This window comes from Ruegeria sp. AB5, from assembly GCF_056542645.1.
The window spans coordinates 73,816-89,192 of sequence record NZ_JBQGAE010000015.1 but is presented as its reverse complement, the minus strand read 5'-3'; the positions used below and the strand labels follow the sequence as shown (position 1 = coordinate 89,192).

At 54.4% G+C, this 15,377-nt stretch carries 15 protein-coding genes and 3 pseudogenes; 10 read left to right on the top strand and 8 right to left on the bottom strand.

What is annotated here, in order from left to right:
* Window positions 1-221: 221 nt before the first annotated feature.
* A complete protein-coding gene (locus tag ACR0L4_RS19605) occupies window positions 222-695 on the bottom strand; it encodes a cupin domain-containing protein (protein WP_480514733.1) in 474 nt (157 codons plus the stop codon).
* A 79-nt stretch (window positions 696-774) separates the two neighbouring features.
* Between ACR0L4_RS19605 and ACR0L4_RS19600 the strand changes: the two genes are divergently transcribed.
* Entirely contained in the window at window positions 775-1,362 is a 588-nt protein-coding gene (locus ACR0L4_RS19600) for a TetR/AcrR family transcriptional regulator (RefSeq protein WP_480514732.1), read from the top strand.
* A gap of 528 nt (window positions 1,363-1,890) precedes the next feature.
* Here ACR0L4_RS19600 and ACR0L4_RS19595 read toward each other — a convergent pair.
* Together ACR0L4_RS19595 and ACR0L4_RS19590 are read right to left on the bottom strand one after the other, a co-directional pair.
* A pseudogene (locus tag ACR0L4_RS19595) lies at window positions 1,891-2,184 on the bottom strand (transposase); the annotation flags it as partial.
* Window positions 2,185-2,534: 350 nt separating this feature from the next.
* A complete protein-coding gene (locus ACR0L4_RS19590) occupies window positions 2,535-4,109 on the bottom strand; it encodes an arylsulfatase (protein WP_480514731.1) in 1,575 nt (524 codons plus the stop codon).
* Between the two features lie 139 nt (window positions 4,110-4,248).
* On the opposite strand from ACR0L4_RS19590, the gene ACR0L4_RS19585 reads away from it, so the two are divergent.
* Window positions 4,249-5,154, top strand: coding sequence for a LysR family transcriptional regulator (locus tag ACR0L4_RS19585; protein WP_480514730.1), 906 nt, complete (start codon window positions 4,249-4,251; stop codon window positions 5,152-5,154).
* A 181-nt stretch (window positions 5,155-5,335) separates the two neighbouring features.
* On the opposite strand, the pseudogene ACR0L4_RS19580 reads toward ACR0L4_RS19585, so the two are convergent.
* Both ACR0L4_RS19580 and ACR0L4_RS19575 read right to left on the bottom strand, forming a co-directional pair.
* Window positions 5,336-5,993: pseudogene (locus ACR0L4_RS19580) on the bottom strand (IS6 family transposase); the annotation flags it as partial.
* Window positions 5,994-6,207: 214 nt separating this feature from the next.
* Window positions 6,208-7,041 (bottom strand): IclR family transcriptional regulator, encoded by an 834-nt coding sequence (locus tag ACR0L4_RS19575; RefSeq protein ID WP_480514729.1) that lies wholly within the window; start codon window positions 7,039-7,041, stop codon window positions 6,208-6,210.
* A gap of 246 nt (window positions 7,042-7,287) precedes the next feature.
* Here ACR0L4_RS19575 and ACR0L4_RS19570 point away from each other — a divergent pair, with 246 nt between their 5' ends.
* From ACR0L4_RS19570 to ACR0L4_RS19540, 7 genes are all read left to right on the top strand, one after another.
* Window positions 7,288-8,382, top strand: a complete 1,095-nt coding sequence (locus ACR0L4_RS19570) for a TRAP transporter substrate-binding protein (protein WP_170752867.1) — start codon at window positions 7,288-7,290, stop codon at window positions 8,380-8,382.
* Between the two features lie 82 nt (window positions 8,383-8,464).
* Window positions 8,465-9,073 carry a TRAP transporter small permease subunit gene (locus tag ACR0L4_RS19565; RefSeq protein ID WP_170461795.1) on the top strand — a complete coding sequence of 203 codons (609 nt, stop codon included), beginning with the start codon at window positions 8,465-8,467 and terminating at the stop codon, window positions 9,071-9,073.
* Entirely contained in the window at window positions 9,066-10,430 is a 1,365-nt protein-coding gene (locus ACR0L4_RS19560; protein WP_170752869.1) for a TRAP transporter large permease subunit, read from the top strand. The genes ACR0L4_RS19565 and ACR0L4_RS19560 overlap by 8 nt, the downstream gene beginning before the upstream one ends.
* On the top strand, window positions 10,427-11,770 hold the full coding sequence (locus ACR0L4_RS19555; RefSeq protein ID WP_480514728.1) for an amidase: 1,344 nt from the start codon (window positions 10,427-10,429) through the stop codon (window positions 11,768-11,770). The genes ACR0L4_RS19560 and ACR0L4_RS19555 overlap by 4 nt, the downstream gene beginning before the upstream one ends.
* A gap of 16 nt (window positions 11,771-11,786) precedes the next feature.
* Window positions 11,787-11,981 carry a hypothetical protein gene (locus tag ACR0L4_RS19550; protein ID WP_480514727.1) on the top strand — a complete coding sequence of 65 codons (195 nt, stop codon included), beginning with the start codon at window positions 11,787-11,789 and terminating at the stop codon, window positions 11,979-11,981.
* A 4-nt stretch (window positions 11,982-11,985) separates the two neighbouring features.
* Entirely contained in the window at window positions 11,986-12,948 is a 963-nt protein-coding gene (locus ACR0L4_RS19545) for a 2-hydroxyacid dehydrogenase (RefSeq protein ID WP_480514726.1), read from the top strand.
* 15 nt (window positions 12,949-12,963) lie between these two features.
* Window positions 12,964-13,836: an NAD(P)-dependent oxidoreductase gene (locus tag ACR0L4_RS19540; protein ID WP_170752875.1), complete on the top strand. Its 873-nt coding sequence runs from the start codon at window positions 12,964-12,966 to the stop codon at window positions 13,834-13,836.
* On the opposite strand, the gene ACR0L4_RS19535 is transcribed toward ACR0L4_RS19540, so the two are convergent.
* Window positions 13,837-14,043, bottom strand: coding sequence for a hypothetical protein (locus tag ACR0L4_RS19535; protein WP_480514747.1), 207 nt, complete (start codon window positions 14,041-14,043; stop codon window positions 13,837-13,839).
* On the opposite strand from ACR0L4_RS19535, the pseudogene ACR0L4_RS19530 reads away from it, so the two are divergent.
* Window positions 13,996-14,227, top strand: a pseudogene (locus ACR0L4_RS19530) (IS5/IS1182 family transposase); the annotation flags it as partial. The gene ACR0L4_RS19535 and the pseudogene ACR0L4_RS19530 sit on opposite strands and share 48 nt — an antisense overlap.
* Window positions 14,228-14,271: 44 nt before the next feature.
* Here ACR0L4_RS19530 and ACR0L4_RS19525 read toward each other — a convergent pair.
* Both ACR0L4_RS19525 and ACR0L4_RS19520 read right to left on the bottom strand, forming a co-directional pair.
* Window positions 14,272-14,649 carry an IS110 family transposase gene (locus tag ACR0L4_RS19525; RefSeq protein ID WP_480514746.1) on the bottom strand — a complete coding sequence of 126 codons (378 nt, stop codon included), beginning with the start codon at window positions 14,647-14,649 and terminating at the stop codon, window positions 14,272-14,274.
* 233 nt (window positions 14,650-14,882) lie between these two features.
* Window positions 14,883-15,371 carry a hypothetical protein gene (locus ACR0L4_RS19520; RefSeq protein WP_170752881.1) on the bottom strand — a complete coding sequence of 163 codons (489 nt, stop codon included), beginning with the start codon at window positions 15,369-15,371 and terminating at the stop codon, window positions 14,883-14,885.
* Window positions 15,372-15,377 lie beyond the last annotated feature (6 nt).

Sequence of the window (15,377 nt, the reverse complement as noted above, 5' to 3'; positions counted from 1 at the left end):
TATGGTGTGAACCCGGGCGGATCCGCTGAGCCACAATGAAATCTGATCTATTGCCAATAGAGACTCCTAAATGGCGGCTTTGTTGTGCATCCCAGATTTTTCAAATCTCGCTGTTGAAGGCCCGCTTCGGGCTGACAAACAGCATTGCCTAGTAGGGTGTGCGGCAGGTTCTTTGTTCAAAAGCCTCTATTTCGCAGGCCGAAGTTTTGTAAGCGCGTTCGTTAGCTGTGAGCATCCGCGGGCGCCAAGATCGTCATTCCTACTCGACCTGCTACTGCCATGATCGCCGGAATGTCTGGCGGTCCATCTGGCGCCGGAATATCTGTCGTACCGTCAGGCATTGCTTCCCCAGCTTCAGTAAAGAATGTGTCGTGCATCGCGCCTGGGGCGTTTATGCAAAGTAACCTGCCAGGTCGTTCCCCGGTACATATAAAGGCATGCACTGCGCCGTCCGGAACTTTGACGAAGTCACCACCTTTGACGTTGACTGTCTCCCCATTCAAAAAGAACTCGAATTCACCATCGAGCACATAGAAGCTCTCATCCTCGCCAGCATGATGATTTGGCGGGGCACCGGCTCCCGGCGCCGTCTTTATCTCAACGATTGTGCAACGATCTCCTGTCTCATTGGGAAAGGCGTGAAAGGTCAAAAGGTTCCCAAGAAGATGGTAAATTCGCGGGCGAGGTTCAGTCATTACGGCGACTCCCTTTACTTCAAAAACACTGCCTTTATGATACATATATCTACTTATGAGACAAGTGTAACATAAAGGTTTGAAATTGGCGCCTCGTACAAATCAAATCAACCGAACGCGAGAAGCACTTCTTTCGGCTGCACGTGACCTGATGTCGGAAGGCAAGGAAGTCACTCTGGCAAAAGTCGCTGAACGCGCCAAAACCAGCCGTGCGACGATCTATCGTTACTTTTCTGCCCCAAGTGTCTTAGCTTTGGAAGCGACGCTCGATCTTGAAGTTACTCCAACGTCAGAACTTCTCGAGGGACTGACTAACGTCAGGAGCCGTGTACATGTCGTCGCACGTTACTACCTAGATCTTTCGCGGGCTCATGAGGTGCACTTCCGGCAGTTTCTGGCTGAATCACTCAAGGCATCAATTGAGGATGGAACGGTCAAAATGCGTGGCGCCAGAAGAGTGGCGGCTTTTTCGGAAGCACTGGCACCAGTTCACCCATTGATGGAGCCGAAGGAAATTGAAGACCTGGCGAAGCGATTGTCCATGTCGACGGGCATGGAGCAACTTATTATTCTTGAAGACATTTTGCGTGTGAACGAAGCAACTGGCTACCAACTTCAGAAAGGGTTGGTCGATGCTTTGTTGGATCGATACTTGCCAAAAATTTGACGCAAAATTCAGATGCCGACTTTATCCTCAAATTGCCGGCAAATAGACGCCAGTATAACGTCCACTTCGGGCTGCCTCCGGTCTATCAAACTGGTTGTAAAGAATGGCAATTGTGAGCACAAGTTGAACATTGGAAATTCTGAAAAACGCCTTTCAAGAATTCAGTTTGGCACACCTGCATCAATCAAGCCTTATACAAAGCGCTCCACTTGCTCGCGGTCTCGACCGGAAATCCTTCTTGCATCACTTGCTCGAACGTCCGGAGCAACGGCATGATATGCGTCTAATGCTTTGCCTCTCTCCTCAATGCGACCAGAAAGGTGCAGAGTCACCACCAACTGCGTTCTATAGGTTTGGTTCTCGGGCACCAACGCCAATGCAAGGCGAACCGTGTGTTCTGCACTATCGTAATCTTCACGACAAAAATGGGCAAAATGTGTGCCCATCAGCCAAAGATGAGTGAAAACGTCCTGAGGGCTCAGTGTTTCTGCTCGCTCAACCAGATCTAGGTTCCAGACTCATTGAGTTTCAGAGCCGGAAGGTGACGGCGGCTACGAGTGCGATGACTGATCGGAACACTTTCGGGCATCTATCGTAGCGGGTTGTTCCTCGGTGCCAATCCTTCTACCGGCCGAACATGATCTCGATACGATTGCGTCTTTTGTACCTGCGCTTGTCGTATCGCACCGGCTTTTCGCGAGACTTCCTGCCTAGGATGCGGGTCCGTATCCCTTCGTCTTTCAACGCCTCTCGAAACCAGTCGGCATCGAAAACGCGGTCAGCGATCATCCAATCGGCGGCTGGCAGGTTACTCAGGAGTGCTCTGTTCTACCGAGCTGAAACGGGTCGCACTGGATTACGGGCACGGATGTTTGATTCCAAGTTTCAGTTGGATAACCAATACTAATGGCGAAGGGCATGTACGTGGGCTGCTGGCGCAACATCTCGGGTAGGCGGTGAATGTCCCATGGGCCGTCCTCCATGGGTAATTGAGGCTTGGGTCTTCGGTTGCTGCGTTTTCTCTGGTGGCAGCAGAGAGGCCAAATTGACTGATGCTGCGCCACGTCCAAATGACAAGTTGAATGAAAAATCGGAACCTCTCAAGCAGGTGTTTCCCGCAAATTCTTGTATGGATCGGGAGGCAACGATTGATGCCTCCCGAGTCTTGATTTCTACTGCGACATCCCGCCTTCGGTCGAAATTTGCTCTTCGACATGGCCCTGGTTGGTTATGTCTGATCCCCGTGGAGGATATTCCTTGAACGTAGACAAGTGATTTTGGACGATTTTGGCAGCAGGACCAAATGCCCACATCTTGTTGCCCATCCACCGTGTATACATCCCCGATTCCTCGGCCGCTTTTTCGTAGGGATCGCGGCGCAGGTTGAACAGCAGGGGTGCGTTCAATTCTTCTTTGGGCCCCGCCCAACCTTCGGTTTGTATCGTGAAGTGCGCTTTCCAGTCACCATGACGTACCGCTTGCAAGTCCGGACCTTCGTAGTAGATAATCTCATCCCGGTTGCTGTCGCTGTCACCAGTTAAAAACGACATTTGGTTAAACCCATCCAGATGCACCTGATAGCCCTCGTAGCCTTGGAGCAAGGATCCGGGCAGATCGTCCGGGCCACCAGCGGCGGCAACAAGGGTGGGCATCCAGTCAAGACCGGCAAAGATACCATTGCTCACGGTTCCGGCTGGGACTTTTCCGGGCCAACGAATGATGGCGGGGACGCGGAAACCACCTTCCCAGGTTGTCCCCTTTTCGCCATGGAATGGCGTTGTTCCCCCGTCGGGCCAAGTCATGGTTTCGGGGCCATTATCCGAGGTGAAGACAACAATAGTGTTGTCTGAGACGCCCAGTTCGTCCAACCGAGCCATGACTTTGCCCACGTTGTCATCAAGCTCTTTCATGACCACATCCTGCAAACCGCGCCCGTCACCCAACATGGCTTCGTATTCGGGGCTCAGATGGGTCCAGACATGCGCGCGCGCCGGGGCCATCCAGACAAAGAACGGTGTATCGCTATCGACCGCGCGGTTGATGAAGTCCAGCGTGTGGGCTGTCACCTCGTCGTCCAGCGTCTTTTGCCGCTCGGGTGGAGCCGGACCATCGTCAATGATGCGTTGCTTGCCGACCAGACCCCAGCGTGGGTCCACAGTTTCATCGACTGTATCCGTGGCATAGGCGTGAATGATGTTCCGAGGGCCAAACGTGTCGTTGAATTTCTGATCTTTTGGCCAGTCCGGGTCGGATGTGTATTCCATCGCGTTCAGATGATAGAGCCAGCCCCAATATTCATCAAACCCCTTCACCGTCGGCAGGAATTTGTTCATATCGCCCAGATGGTTCTTGCCGAACTGCCCGGTTGTATAGCCCAGAGACTTTAGCATATTGGCCAGCGTCGGGTCATTTTCATTCAGCCCCTTTTCAGGATCTCCGGGCAAGCCGACTGTGTGCATTCCGGTTCGAACCGGGAATTGTCCGGTGATAAATGCTGATCGCCCAGCAGTGCAGCTTGGCTGAGCATAGTAATCCGTCAAACGCATACCGTCGGCAGCCAGTTGATCAAGATTGGGGGTTTTGATGCTCTTCACGCCCTGATGATAGCTGCCAAGGCTGGCCCAACCAACATCATCGGCCATGATGACAAGAATATTGGGCTGGTCGGTTTCGGCCAAAACCGGCAGGGCACAGACCGAAGCTGTGGCCAGCGTGGCGGAAACCGCAATGGATCGAAGAATGAACATTGTTACCTCTGTGGACGTGGAAGACGATTTCGAAGGATCCATCAGGGATAGCGATTGAGACTTTCTCGCCGCAACAGAGCTTTACCATGATTTCATATTGTGAAAACTAAACCACGAAACCTGAAATGAACTTGACCACATGATGAACGAAAACGCTTTGACCGCCTTTCTCGCATTGGCTGAAACCGGCAGTTTCCAAAACGCAGCCCGTGCGATGGGTGTCTCCAACGCGTCGTTGTCCCGCTATGTCGGGCAGGCTGAGGACCACACGGGACTTGTTTTGTTCCATCGCAGCCGAAACAGCAGCACGTTGACACGCGCGGGGCAGGAGTTTTTGCCAATCGCCCAGGCGTTGCGTGAAGACCTGGACCGCTATGCGACCCGTGTTTCTGGATTGCGCGAAACCGGGCCGGGCACTTTGCTGATCGGTTGCGGGCCGCTCACCACGAGGACCCTGATCCTGCCCGTCTTGCGAGCCGTCCGAAGAACAATGCCTAACCTACGCTTCCGAATTCTAGTGAGCGCCTACGCGCGCCCGCTCGATTTATTGCAGGCAGGGGATTTCGATGTATTCCTTGGTGATCTGACCTACACACCTGAAGCCGAAGATGTCGAGATCATGGTGATGGAGAAACAACCCATCCAGTTCTTGGCGCATCGAGATCATGAGATTCACCAGCGCGGCCCGCAAACCATGGCAGGCATATTCGAATTTCCCTTTGCATCACCGCATCTTCACAAACACTGGAAAGCCACTTTGATAAAGTCACTTGGTGGCGATGCCGGAGCTGTCGAAAAGGTTAATGCCCAGCCGCATATCGAATGCGACGACTACAACCTCTTGACGGGATTGTTGGCAGAGCCTGACTTCATCGTGGGAGGGATGCCGGACACATTCGCAGAGCTGGTCCGTGCAAAGAAAGTCAAACCCGTGTCGATGAAACAGAACCTTGCGTGGAACATTTGCGCGGCGCGTAAGTCGCAGAACACGTCGGATGCGCTTGAATTGTGCTGGAGCGAGCTTGCTAAGTACCGGGCCCGGTGAAGTGAGGCATCTAAAGGTGTCAAGTTGAGACGTTTTTTGTGGCTCATACTAGGTTGTTTACCCTAGGCCAATAAACTTGCCGAAGTTCCGCTTTACAACGAGAGCAGCTTTTGAATGAAAATGCTTGTGCCGCAAACTTTTCGAACGACGAGGGCCAGTGTTGTGCTAAACGCAGTTGTCTTGCGACCTCAGCAAACATCCGAAAGCCGGAAGCCGTACCACTAGAGAATTGTTTTTTCCGGATCATGTTGGCGACCTCGATCCCATTAAGCGTGGCCGAAGCCGGTCTGAACGACTTGAACCCACAAATGTGCCGCACGCGTCGTTTGATAAATCTGTGATCATGTTGTTCAGGTTTTTTGGACCTGATCGTGTGTACTATGGTTGGCCAACCGAACCGCTTCAGGACTCTGTTCACTTCTCGAATGCCCGCTGCATTGGCGCCGCTCTTTCTAAGACGATTTTGTTTGAGATCCAGTTTAACGATCGTGCTTGGGCAAAGAACCTGATCGCTGCTGGACGATTTCGTCGCTCGGACAGCATGAAATCAAAGGTGTTACCCGCTTTGTCGACTGCTTGAAATAGATACGCCCACTAGCCGCGCATACGGAGATAGGTTTCGTCCATGCGCCAGGAATTCTGAGTTGGACGTTTTATTGATTGTGCACCAGCAGTGAGTATTTCACGACCTTCCTATTCAATGTGATGTGGTCAATTCGTACACCACGTTCAGCCATGATATCTTCCAAATCACGATAGGAAACCGTGTACCGCAGAAAGAAGTACACAGCGTACAAATCGGCACCTTTGGGGTAGTGGCAGCCTTTCAAGGAAATCATACTGAAACCTTTTGGAAAACAATACGCGGACAACAAACGTCAAAATTTGCACGCTCGTCAATCCAAACCCAAAATCTGCGACACAACGGTTTTTTTGGCCTTCCGCGACGATTTTTCGAAATACCATTTCACAAAAAAGAAACGGAGCGCAGTGTCCTATTGAGGACCGTACAAATGACGCTATGAGTTTCTAACGTACCGAAAGATTAACGTATTAATCTCCTGATGATGAATTCCGTAGCTTTTCTGATACACTTGCCGCGGTTTCAACGACCGAAGCGGCCAAGGTTTCAAGCTTGTTGTCAGGAAATCTGGCAATGGGTCCAGAGACCGAAACCCCCGCTACGACATTTTCCAGCGAGTCAAAGACAGGCGCAGCGATACAGCGCAGGCCGGGAAATCGCTCTTCATCGTCTATTGCCCATCCACGTTGTCTGGACTTGAGCAATTCGTCTTTAAGCGCTTGTTTGTCCGTAATCGAATTGGGCGTCTGCCGAACCAGTGTGAGAGGGGCCAGCAGCTTTTCAAGCGTGGCCTCGTCCATAAACGCCATTATGGCCTTACCGACACCTGATGTGTGAAAATAAGCGGCAGTTCCATTTTTGATCGAAGCTCGGATCGGGTTTTCGGATTCCACCTGAATAAGGTAGAGCAATTGCCCGCCCTCTTCGATTGCGAGATTTACGGTCTCACCAGTTGCCTTTGACAACTTACGCATCGCAGCTGGTGCGACCTCCAGCAAATTCGACGCTTCTTCAAACGTACTGCCGATCCGATAGGCCTGAGGTCCGATGCGCCATTTGCCCTGTTCCGCATCGTTGACGACCATGCCTCGTTGCTGAAGCGTGGTCAGAAGCCGGTGCGCTGTCGCCGTCGGAATTCCGGTGGTTCTTGCGATGTCCACAAGTGTTGCGCCTCGCGCATCCGCGACAGCGATCAGGACGCGCACCCCACGATCAAGCGCCCCGACAAGTGAACCTGCGGGCTTGTCCTCATTCGCTTTCAGGCGTGGTCGTCCTCGGCGGACAGCAGTCTTTGGTTCGTTCATTTTTGGCGCAATTGTCGTCTAGCATTTAGTGCAAAGATTCTAGCTTGTTCGCAGGCGCAAAAAAATGAAAATATTAAGTTTATATAAAACATGGTGTTACGTGTCTTTTGCCGCCCAGAGTGAAAGAGTTTTCAAAATATTTTGAAAATTCGCGAATCTGGCTTATCGTAGATTTTATCCGCTGGAGGGCGGGTTTGGTGCCAATGCCAAAGGGATATCGGCGGCGGCCCAGTCTAGGGAGGAAACATGACAAAATCTTTGAACCGCAGAAGTTTTCTGCGTGGCTCCGCTGTTGTAGGTGCTGGCGCGCTTGCTGCTCCGGCAGTTCATGCGCAGGAAGGAACAACCCTGAAGATGCAGGCGGCCTGGGGCGGCGGCATCTTTCTTGAAAACGCGCAATCATATGTCGACCGCGTAAATGAAATGTCCGGTGGCAAACTGACGATCGAACTACTGCCTGTAAACTCGGTCGTGAAAACCAGCCAGATGCAGGACGCGGTTCACCGCGGCGTTCTGGACGCGGCGCACTACGTTCCGGCTTATTGGTACTCTAAATCCAAATCTGCGTCACTATTTGGCACCGGTCCCTGCTTTGGCTGGTCCAGTCAAGAAGTTCTGGGCTGGGTGAACTATGGCGGTGGTCAGGAACTGTTCGATGAGTTGATGGGCATCCTGGGCCTCAACGTTGTTTCGTTCTTCAACTCGCCAATGCCCGCGCAGCCGCTGGGTTGGTTCAAGGAGGAAATCACAAGCTCGGATCAGATGAACGGTCTGAAGTACCGTACAGTTGGTCTTGCGGCAGATGTTCTGCTTGAGATGGGCATGTCCGTTGTGCAGCTGCCAGGCGGCGAGATTCAGCCCGCGATGAAATCGGGCCTGATTGATGCGGCGGAATTCAACAACCCGACATCCGATCGCGACTTTGGGATGCAAGATGTGTCCAAACACTATCATCTGGCATCGTTCCACCAGAGCCAGGAGTTCTTCGAGGTCACGTTCAACAAAGACAAGTTCAACGCGCTTGCGCCCGAGCTTCAGGCGATCCTGAAATACGCGTCCGAGGCCGAGAACTCGAATTTCTACTGGAACAACACCAAGCGCTACGCCGATGATCTGGTAACACTGGCTGAAGAGCAGGGTGTCAATGTGTATCGCACGCCGGACAGCGTTATGCAGGCCCAGCTCGAGGCTTGGGATGTTGTGGTCGAAAGGATCTCGAACGAAGATCCGTTCTTTGCCAAGGTCGTCGACAGCCAGAAGGCCTATGCGAAGACTGTCATGAACTACCTCAACCTCAACCAGCCGGACTACAAGCTGGCGTATAAGCACTACTTCGGCTGAGGCCTGACAACTCTTTGAAAACGGAAGGTCGCGCCGGTGCGCGGCTTTCTGAACTGCGGGCGGAACAGGCGAGGAACTGACCTTGATCAAGACAATCCACGCCATCGAAGGGCTAAGCCAATGGGTCGGCAAAGCCTTCGGTTGGTGCATCCTAATACTGACACTTTCGGTGTCCTATGAAGTGTTCGTCCGGTACGTGCTGAACAAGCCGACCGTCTGGGCGTTCGATATGATGGTTCAGATGTATGGCGCCCTGTTCTTGATGGCCGGGGCCTATGCGCTGGCGCAAGACGCGCATGTGCGCGGAGACGTGCTGTACCGCCTGTTCTCGGTCCGCTGGCAGGCGCGGGTCGATTTCGTTCTGTATATTATCTTTTTCTTTCCCGGCATGTTTGCCCTGTTCTGGTACGGCTGGGAAATCGCCAAGGACAGCTGGCGGTATGAAGAAGTCAGCTGGAACAGCCCCGCCAGAATTCAGATATATTTCTTCAAAACCCTGATCCCGGTCGCCGGCGTTTTGCTGATGCTGCAAGGACTTGCCGAGATGGCAAGATGCTGGTTGGCGATGCGAAATGGCGTCTGGCTCGACCGTCTGGATGACGTGCGCGAGACCGAAGACATGCTGATGGAATCAACCGTCGACCGGATTCAGACAACAGGCACCAAGCAAGGAGGTCGCAGCGATGACTGATCCACAAGTCGCCATCCTGATGCTCAGCCTCTTTATTGTGCTGGTGCTGCTGGGCTTTCCGATTGCGTTCACGCTGCTCGCCATGGGCGTCGCGTTCGGGTACTATGCCTATTACCAGTCCGCGCCCGAGAGCATTGCGGACATCTTCAACAACAACATCTTCTACCTGCTGAACCAGAACACCTATTCGGTGATGGAGAATGACACGCTTGTTGCCATCCCCTTGTTCCTGTTCATGGGCTACGTGGTCGAAAGGGCGAATATCGTCGACCGGCTGTTCTTTTCGCTCTACATGGCGGCCCGCAACCTGCCCGGATCGCTGGCGATTGCGGCGCTGCTGACCTGCGCGGTATTCTCGACGGCGTCTGGGATTGTGGGCGCAGTTGTCACCCTGATGGGATTGCTGGCCTATCCGGCAATGGCCAACGCTGGGTATCAGCGCAGTTTTGCCTCGGGCGTGATTTGTGCGGGTGGCACGTTGGGCATCCTGATCCCACCGTCTATCATGTTGATCGTCTACGCCGCCATAGCCGAGCTTTCCCCGCTGCGCCTTTATGCAGCCGCGGTCTTTCCCGGCCTCATGCTGGCGGGTCTCTACATTGTCTACGTCATGGTGCGCGTCTGGCTGAACCCGTCGCTGGCCCCCAAGCCGCAAGGTGATGATGTTCCGCCAAAACGGCAGATCTATATGGATCTCCTGATCTCGTTCGTGCCGTTGACTGTTTTGATCCTGCTGGTGCTTGGTTCTATTCTCGGTGGCCTTGCAACGCCGGCCGAAGCGGCCGCGATGGGCGCGTTGGGCGGGCTTGTTTTGGCGGTGCTTTACCGGTCGCTCACCTGGGACAAGGTCAAGCAAAGCGTCTTCCTCACGGCCAAGGCCACCGCGATGGTGTGCTGGTTGTTCGTGGGCTCGTGGACCTTTGCGTCGATCTTTTCGTATCTCGGCGGGCATGACGTGATTGAGCATTGGGTTGTTGGTATGAACCTTCAGCCCTGGCAGTTCCTGGTGCTTGCGCAGTTGATCATTTTCCTGCTGGGCTGGCCGCTAGAATGGTCCGAGATTCTGATCATCTTCGTGCCGATCTTCCTGCCCATGCTCGAGACGTTTGGCGTCAACCCGTATTTCTTCGCGATGCTGGTGGCTCTGAACTTGCAGACCTCTTTCCTGACACCGCCGATGGCCATGTCGGCCTACTATTTGAAGGGGGTCCTCAAGAACCAGATCCAGCTGATGGAGATCTTCCGAGGTCTGATGCCCTATCTGGCCATCGTGATCCTCTGCATGGTGCTGATGTACCAGTTCCCGGGGATCGCGCTGTGGCTTCCTGACTATCTGTTCGGGGTCTGGGTGCCATGACCAAGCACGATCTGTCATTGTTCTCGGCGGTTCAATCCGCCGAGGGCATTCGGGACGGGCGTATCTTGTCCGAAGCGCTGGTTGAGGACTGTCTCAAACGCATCGAAGAGACTGACGGCACCATCCGCGCCTGGGCTTATCTGGATGCAGGCGTAGCGCTGGATCAGGCGCGTGAGCTGGATCGCATTCGCAAGGCAGGACGGGCGACAGGCCCCTTGCATGGGGTTCCCATTGGGCTGAAGGACATTGTCGACACAAAAGACATGCCCACACAGCGGGGCACACCGATCTTTTCGGGTCGACAGCCGGAGGCAGATGCAAGGCTGGTTGAATGCCTGCGCGAGGCCGGCGCCGTCATCATGGGCAAGACCAAGACGACCGAGCTTGCCTTCATGCATCCGACCGACACCACCAACCCTTTCGACGCGACCAGAACACCGGGGGGGTCGTCCAGCGGATCGGCTGCGGCTGTTGCGGCAAGACATGTGCCTCTGGCCATCGGCACACAGACTGGTGGCTCGGTCATCCGCCCGGCCTCATACTGCGGCGTCTATGGTTTCAAACCCACCCGGGGAATGATCTCGCGGCACGGGGTTTTCAGGACCTCGGTTTCTTTGGACCACGTTGGGGGGTTCGCAAACACGCTGGAAGATATCGCTTTGTTGACAGATGTGGTGACCGGGTATGACCAGCGCGATCCCGCCAGCTTTGCCCGGCCGCGAGCGGATATGCTGTCCGGCGCGCAGGCAGTTGTTCCTGTTGAACCGAGCATTGCCTGGCTCGATTTTCCGTTCAACGACCGCCTTGATGAAGATGCGCTTGAGGGGCTGAACGCCGTTATTGAGGGGCTTGGCGGCCGGGTCGAGCGTTTTTCAGTATCGCCGCAACTGGCCGATCTGATCACCGTTCACAAAACGATCTATGACTTTGAGATTCGCCAGAACATGGCCGAAATCTCGAACGCGCATTGGCCGGAACTCAGCCCCGAGATGCAATCCGCAATAACCCGTGGAGGAGATATCAGCGAAGCCCAATATGAAGACGCCTTGTCCGTCATGGCGTCCGCTCAGGGCTTCTTTGCCGAATATTTCAATGAATTCGACGCAATCCTGGCCCCGGCAGCAACCGGCGAAGCCGTTCCGCTAAGCGCGGGCCACACCGGAGATTCCGTTTTCTGCCTCACCTGGACGCTGGCGGGTTTACCCTGCCTCACGCTGCCATTGTTGGTGGGACGGAACGACTTGCCCATTGGTGTCCAGCTGATCGGCGCGATCGAAGAAGACGACCGGCTTCTTCGGACAGCTTCATGGGTTCAAAGAACCCTCAGAACGCAAGAATAAAAGGGAGAGTAATCCTATGTCACGACTGACAAATATTCTCATGGGCCTCATCGGCATCGGCCTGATGATGGTGTTCGTTCTCGGCCTTGCCCACAGTATCTCCACCGGTTTCGCCGGGTTCTGGGGCGGATTTCCATTCTTGTGTATTGCGGTCTTCGTCATAGCCCTTGCGCTGTACAATTTCTGGGAAGACGCGATCAAAAAGGACTGACTCCATGAGCGATAGACCCGTTCTCTGGCTACCGCGCCGGGTGTCCGATGCCACGATTGCGCGCGCGCGGCAAGGCTATGACGTGATCCTGAACGAGTCCGACACGCCAGGCACGGCGGACGAGATCATCGCCATGAGCGCGAAGGTCGACGCGATGATGCCGTGTCACTCGGAACATTTCTCGGCCGAGGTCGTCTCAAAGCTTGATCCACGGTTGAAGATCGTGGCGAACCATTCAGTGGGTATAGATCATTGTGACCTTTCGGCGCTGGCGGCGAAGGGGATTGTTGTGACAAACACGCCCGACGTCCTGTCGGACGCCACGGCCGAGCTTGCGATGTTGCTGATGCTGGGTGCCGCGCGGCATGCGGTCCGAGGGGACCGCCTGATGCGCACCGGAGCCTGGGACAGCTGGAGCCCGTCTTTCATGGTCGGCAAACAGCTCACCGGCGCTCGGCTTGGGATTGTCGGTATGGGCCGTGTGGGCCGCGCGTTCGCAGAAAAGGCGCGCGGTTTTGATATGGAGGTTCACTATTTCAACCGCACCCGCCTGCCGCCTGAACAAGAGCAAGGCGCGACATACCACGACAGCATCGACACGTTGTTGACGGTCGCGGAATTCCTGTCGCTGCATTGTCCTGCAACACCGGATACTATGAACCTGATTGATGCCGAAAATCTGGCAAAGCTGCCTGACGGCGCAATACTCGTGAATTCGGCGAGGGGTGCGCTTGTTGACGAAGACGCTTTGCTGGGCGCAATTGAAAGCGGAAAGCTGGCTGCCGCCGGGCTTGATTGTTTCAAGACCGAACCGGGTGGAAACCCAAAATTCGCCGCGCATGAAAACATCTTTATGTTGCCGCATATCGGCAGCGCCACAACCAAAACCCGAGACGCGATGGGCTTTCGCGCTTTGGACAATCTGGACGCCTTTTTTGCGGGTCAAACACCGCGAGACCGTTTGTAGTAGAGGATTTAACTAATGGCTAAACTTGCTTTTCTTGGCCTGGGGGTGATGGGCTATCCGATGGCGGGCCACTTGCAGGCCGCAGGCCACGACGTAACGGTTTTCAACCGGACGGCAGCCAAAGCCGATGCCTGGGTTGCCGAACATGGTGGCTCGATGGCGGCAACCCCGCGCGAGGTGGCCGAGGGGGCAGAATTTGTCATGACCTGTGTGGGAAACGATGATGATCTGCGCAGCGTTTGCACCGGTGCAGACGGAGCGTTCTCCGGGATGTCGCAAAGCACCACGCTTGTGGACCACACGACCGTTTCGGCGAAAGTCACACGGGAGTTGTACGCGGCGGCGAAGGATCAGGGCTTGGGCTTTGTGGACGCGCCGATTTCGGGCGGTCAGGCGGGGGCCGAAAACGGTGTCCTTTCGATCATGTGCGGCGGGGATCAGTCTGTATACGATGCAGCCGAGCCGATCATGCAGGTCTATTCGAAAATCTGCCGCCGGATTGGCGAAAGTGGCGCAGGTCAAATGACGAAAATGAGCAACCAGATTGCGATCGCCGGTCTGGTTCAGGGTTTGAGCGAAGCTCTGCATTTCGCCGAGAAAGCGGGTCTGGACGGGCGTGCGGTTGTCGAGGTTATCAGCCAGGGCGCAGCCGGAAGCTGGCAGATGGCCAACAGGTACGAGACGATGCTGGACGACCATTTTGACCACGGGTTTGCCGTGGACTGGATGCGCAAAGATCTGGGGATTTGTCTTGATACTGCAAATGAAACCGGGGCAAGCCTTCCGGTGACTGCACTGGTCGATCAATTCTACAAGGATGTTCAGAAACTTGGTGGCGGTCGCTGGGATACTTCGTCGTTACTTAGAAGACTTCGGGCTCTTGACTAATCAAGTACGCGAGCACGAAGGCGCGGTTCTGTCGCAAACTTTGGCGTGGTTCAATGCCAACGCTTTGATTGCGAGTAATTTTCCGGCGAGCTCTACAAATTGACGGAATCCGTTTTTCAAAGGCCCAAGCTGTCCCTTGCGGATCATGTTGGCGAATTCGACGCGCCCATGCTGTCGGAGTTGCTTGGCCAGATCCCAGTCGATCAAGACATTGGTTCAGTCACTGCCGATGGTGCCCATGACACTTGCAAACGCCAAGCCCCAATTGCCGCGCGCGGTACTCATGCCGTTATAACACCGAACAAAAAACGCCAAGTCGTGGAAACCCACAAACACAGGATCCATCGCTCGGGGCGAGGCAGCTATCTCCGCATCCGGTTCTCGTATCTGGTTGTTTAACCGGATCAGCATTCCAATCATCCTATACAGGCAACTCTACGCCGCTTCCGGTGTCACGGTCTCACGATCTTCTACTGTCTCGACCGGCTTGCGAGTGTTTCGGGGCCCCTGCGGAGCCACTTGACACTGCTCTCCCAGGTGACCTCGAAGCGCATTAATCAGCTGCATGCGTTGCCGAACCAAAAGATCCCGGGCCTGGAATACCATTGCTGCGCGCTGGGTTTCCTCGCTTTCGAATGGGCCGAAACGCATGGTGGGGCGGTTCGCAGCCTCACAGATGGCCTCTGCATCAGAGGTATCGTTTTTCTGTCGATTCACAAACGGTTTCACATACGCTGGTGGAATAAGCCTGATTTCGTGGCCCTGGCGACCAATCTCCAAGCCCCAGTAGCGCGCGCTAGAGCATGCCACCATCGCAACCACGCAACGAAACAGTTGGTTAAAACAAACTCGAATCCCTGACTACGACGTAGCCTGTTGCGCAAAATCGCGTGGCTAATTGCATCCGAACCATGAATATGAATACACTCTTCGCCAGATCCAAGCCAACCATGCTAGTTTCTTACTTAGACGCCTCCGTTCAGGTTGTTGGCAAACCCACAATGGCGTACCGAAACCAGCGGGGGCGTCTACATCATCAGAGTCGCTCATTCGTCACGGACGAAGATCAACGCTTCGGCTTGAATTGGCTCGCCACCCAACACCAGATCAGAATGGTCGTTTGCGTTTAAACTGACCGAAACCACGTTTTCCCCCGGCTTCATCCCGTCGATGTGGAACGCTGTTCCATAGAGTCGAGTGATTTTGCGTCCATTGAGGTATAGATGGGCATGTCCTTCGTTCGGTGTGTTGACTTGGTTGACCAATTCAGGTGCAAAACGGAAATTCTCGACAGCTACGTATACATTCCAACCGGCGAGCGCGTCCTTCTCAACTTTGATCGACACTGCCGGTGCGTTGTCCGGATCAACCTCGACTTGGCTGTGAAGATGGGCGTGGCTATGCGCATCGTCGACAGATGGATCAGCGTCAAAGGTTCTAACCGCAGGTGCGAACAGTATACCGAGAAACAAGCAACCGAGGGTCCAATAGAGGACGTACATCAACTGGATTTCAAGTTTTCTGGGTAGTTTCATCGTAGC

Coding starts and splice junctions, on each gene's coding strand:
- ACR0L4_RS19590 (WP_480514731.1), bottom strand. CDS start 4,109: ATGTTCATTCTTCGATCCATTGCGGTTTCCGCCACGCTGGCCACAGCT.
- ACR0L4_RS19555 (WP_480514728.1), top strand. CDS start 10,427: ATGACCAAGCACGATCTGTCATTGTTCTCGGCGGTTCAATCCGCCGAG.
- ACR0L4_RS19585 (WP_480514730.1), top strand. CDS start 4,249: ATGATGAACGAAAACGCTTTGACCGCCTTTCTCGCATTGGCTGAAACC.
- ACR0L4_RS19540 (WP_170752875.1), top strand. CDS start 12,964: ATGGCTAAACTTGCTTTTCTTGGCCTGGGGGTGATGGGCTATCCGATG.
- ACR0L4_RS19525 (WP_480514746.1), bottom strand. CDS start 14,649: ATGGTGGCATGCTCTAGCGCGCGCTACTGGGGCTTGGAGATTGGTCGC.
- ACR0L4_RS19560 (WP_170752869.1), top strand. CDS start 9,066: ATGACTGATCCACAAGTCGCCATCCTGATGCTCAGCCTCTTTATTGTG.
- ACR0L4_RS19520 (WP_170752881.1), bottom strand. CDS start 15,371: ATGAAACTACCCAGAAAACTTGAAATCCAGTTGATGTACGTCCTCTAT.
- ACR0L4_RS19605 (WP_480514733.1), bottom strand. CDS start 695: ATGACTGAACCTCGCCCGCGAATTTACCATCTTCTTGGGAACCTTTTG.
- ACR0L4_RS19570 (WP_170752867.1), top strand. CDS start 7,288: ATGACAAAATCTTTGAACCGCAGAAGTTTTCTGCGTGGCTCCGCTGTT.
- ACR0L4_RS19545 (WP_480514726.1), top strand. CDS start 11,986: ATGAGCGATAGACCCGTTCTCTGGCTACCGCGCCGGGTGTCCGATGCC.
- ACR0L4_RS19550 (WP_480514727.1), top strand. CDS start 11,787: ATGTCACGACTGACAAATATTCTCATGGGCCTCATCGGCATCGGCCTG.
- ACR0L4_RS19575 (WP_480514729.1), bottom strand. CDS start 7,041: ATGAACGAACCAAAGACTGCTGTCCGCCGAGGACGACCACGCCTGAAA.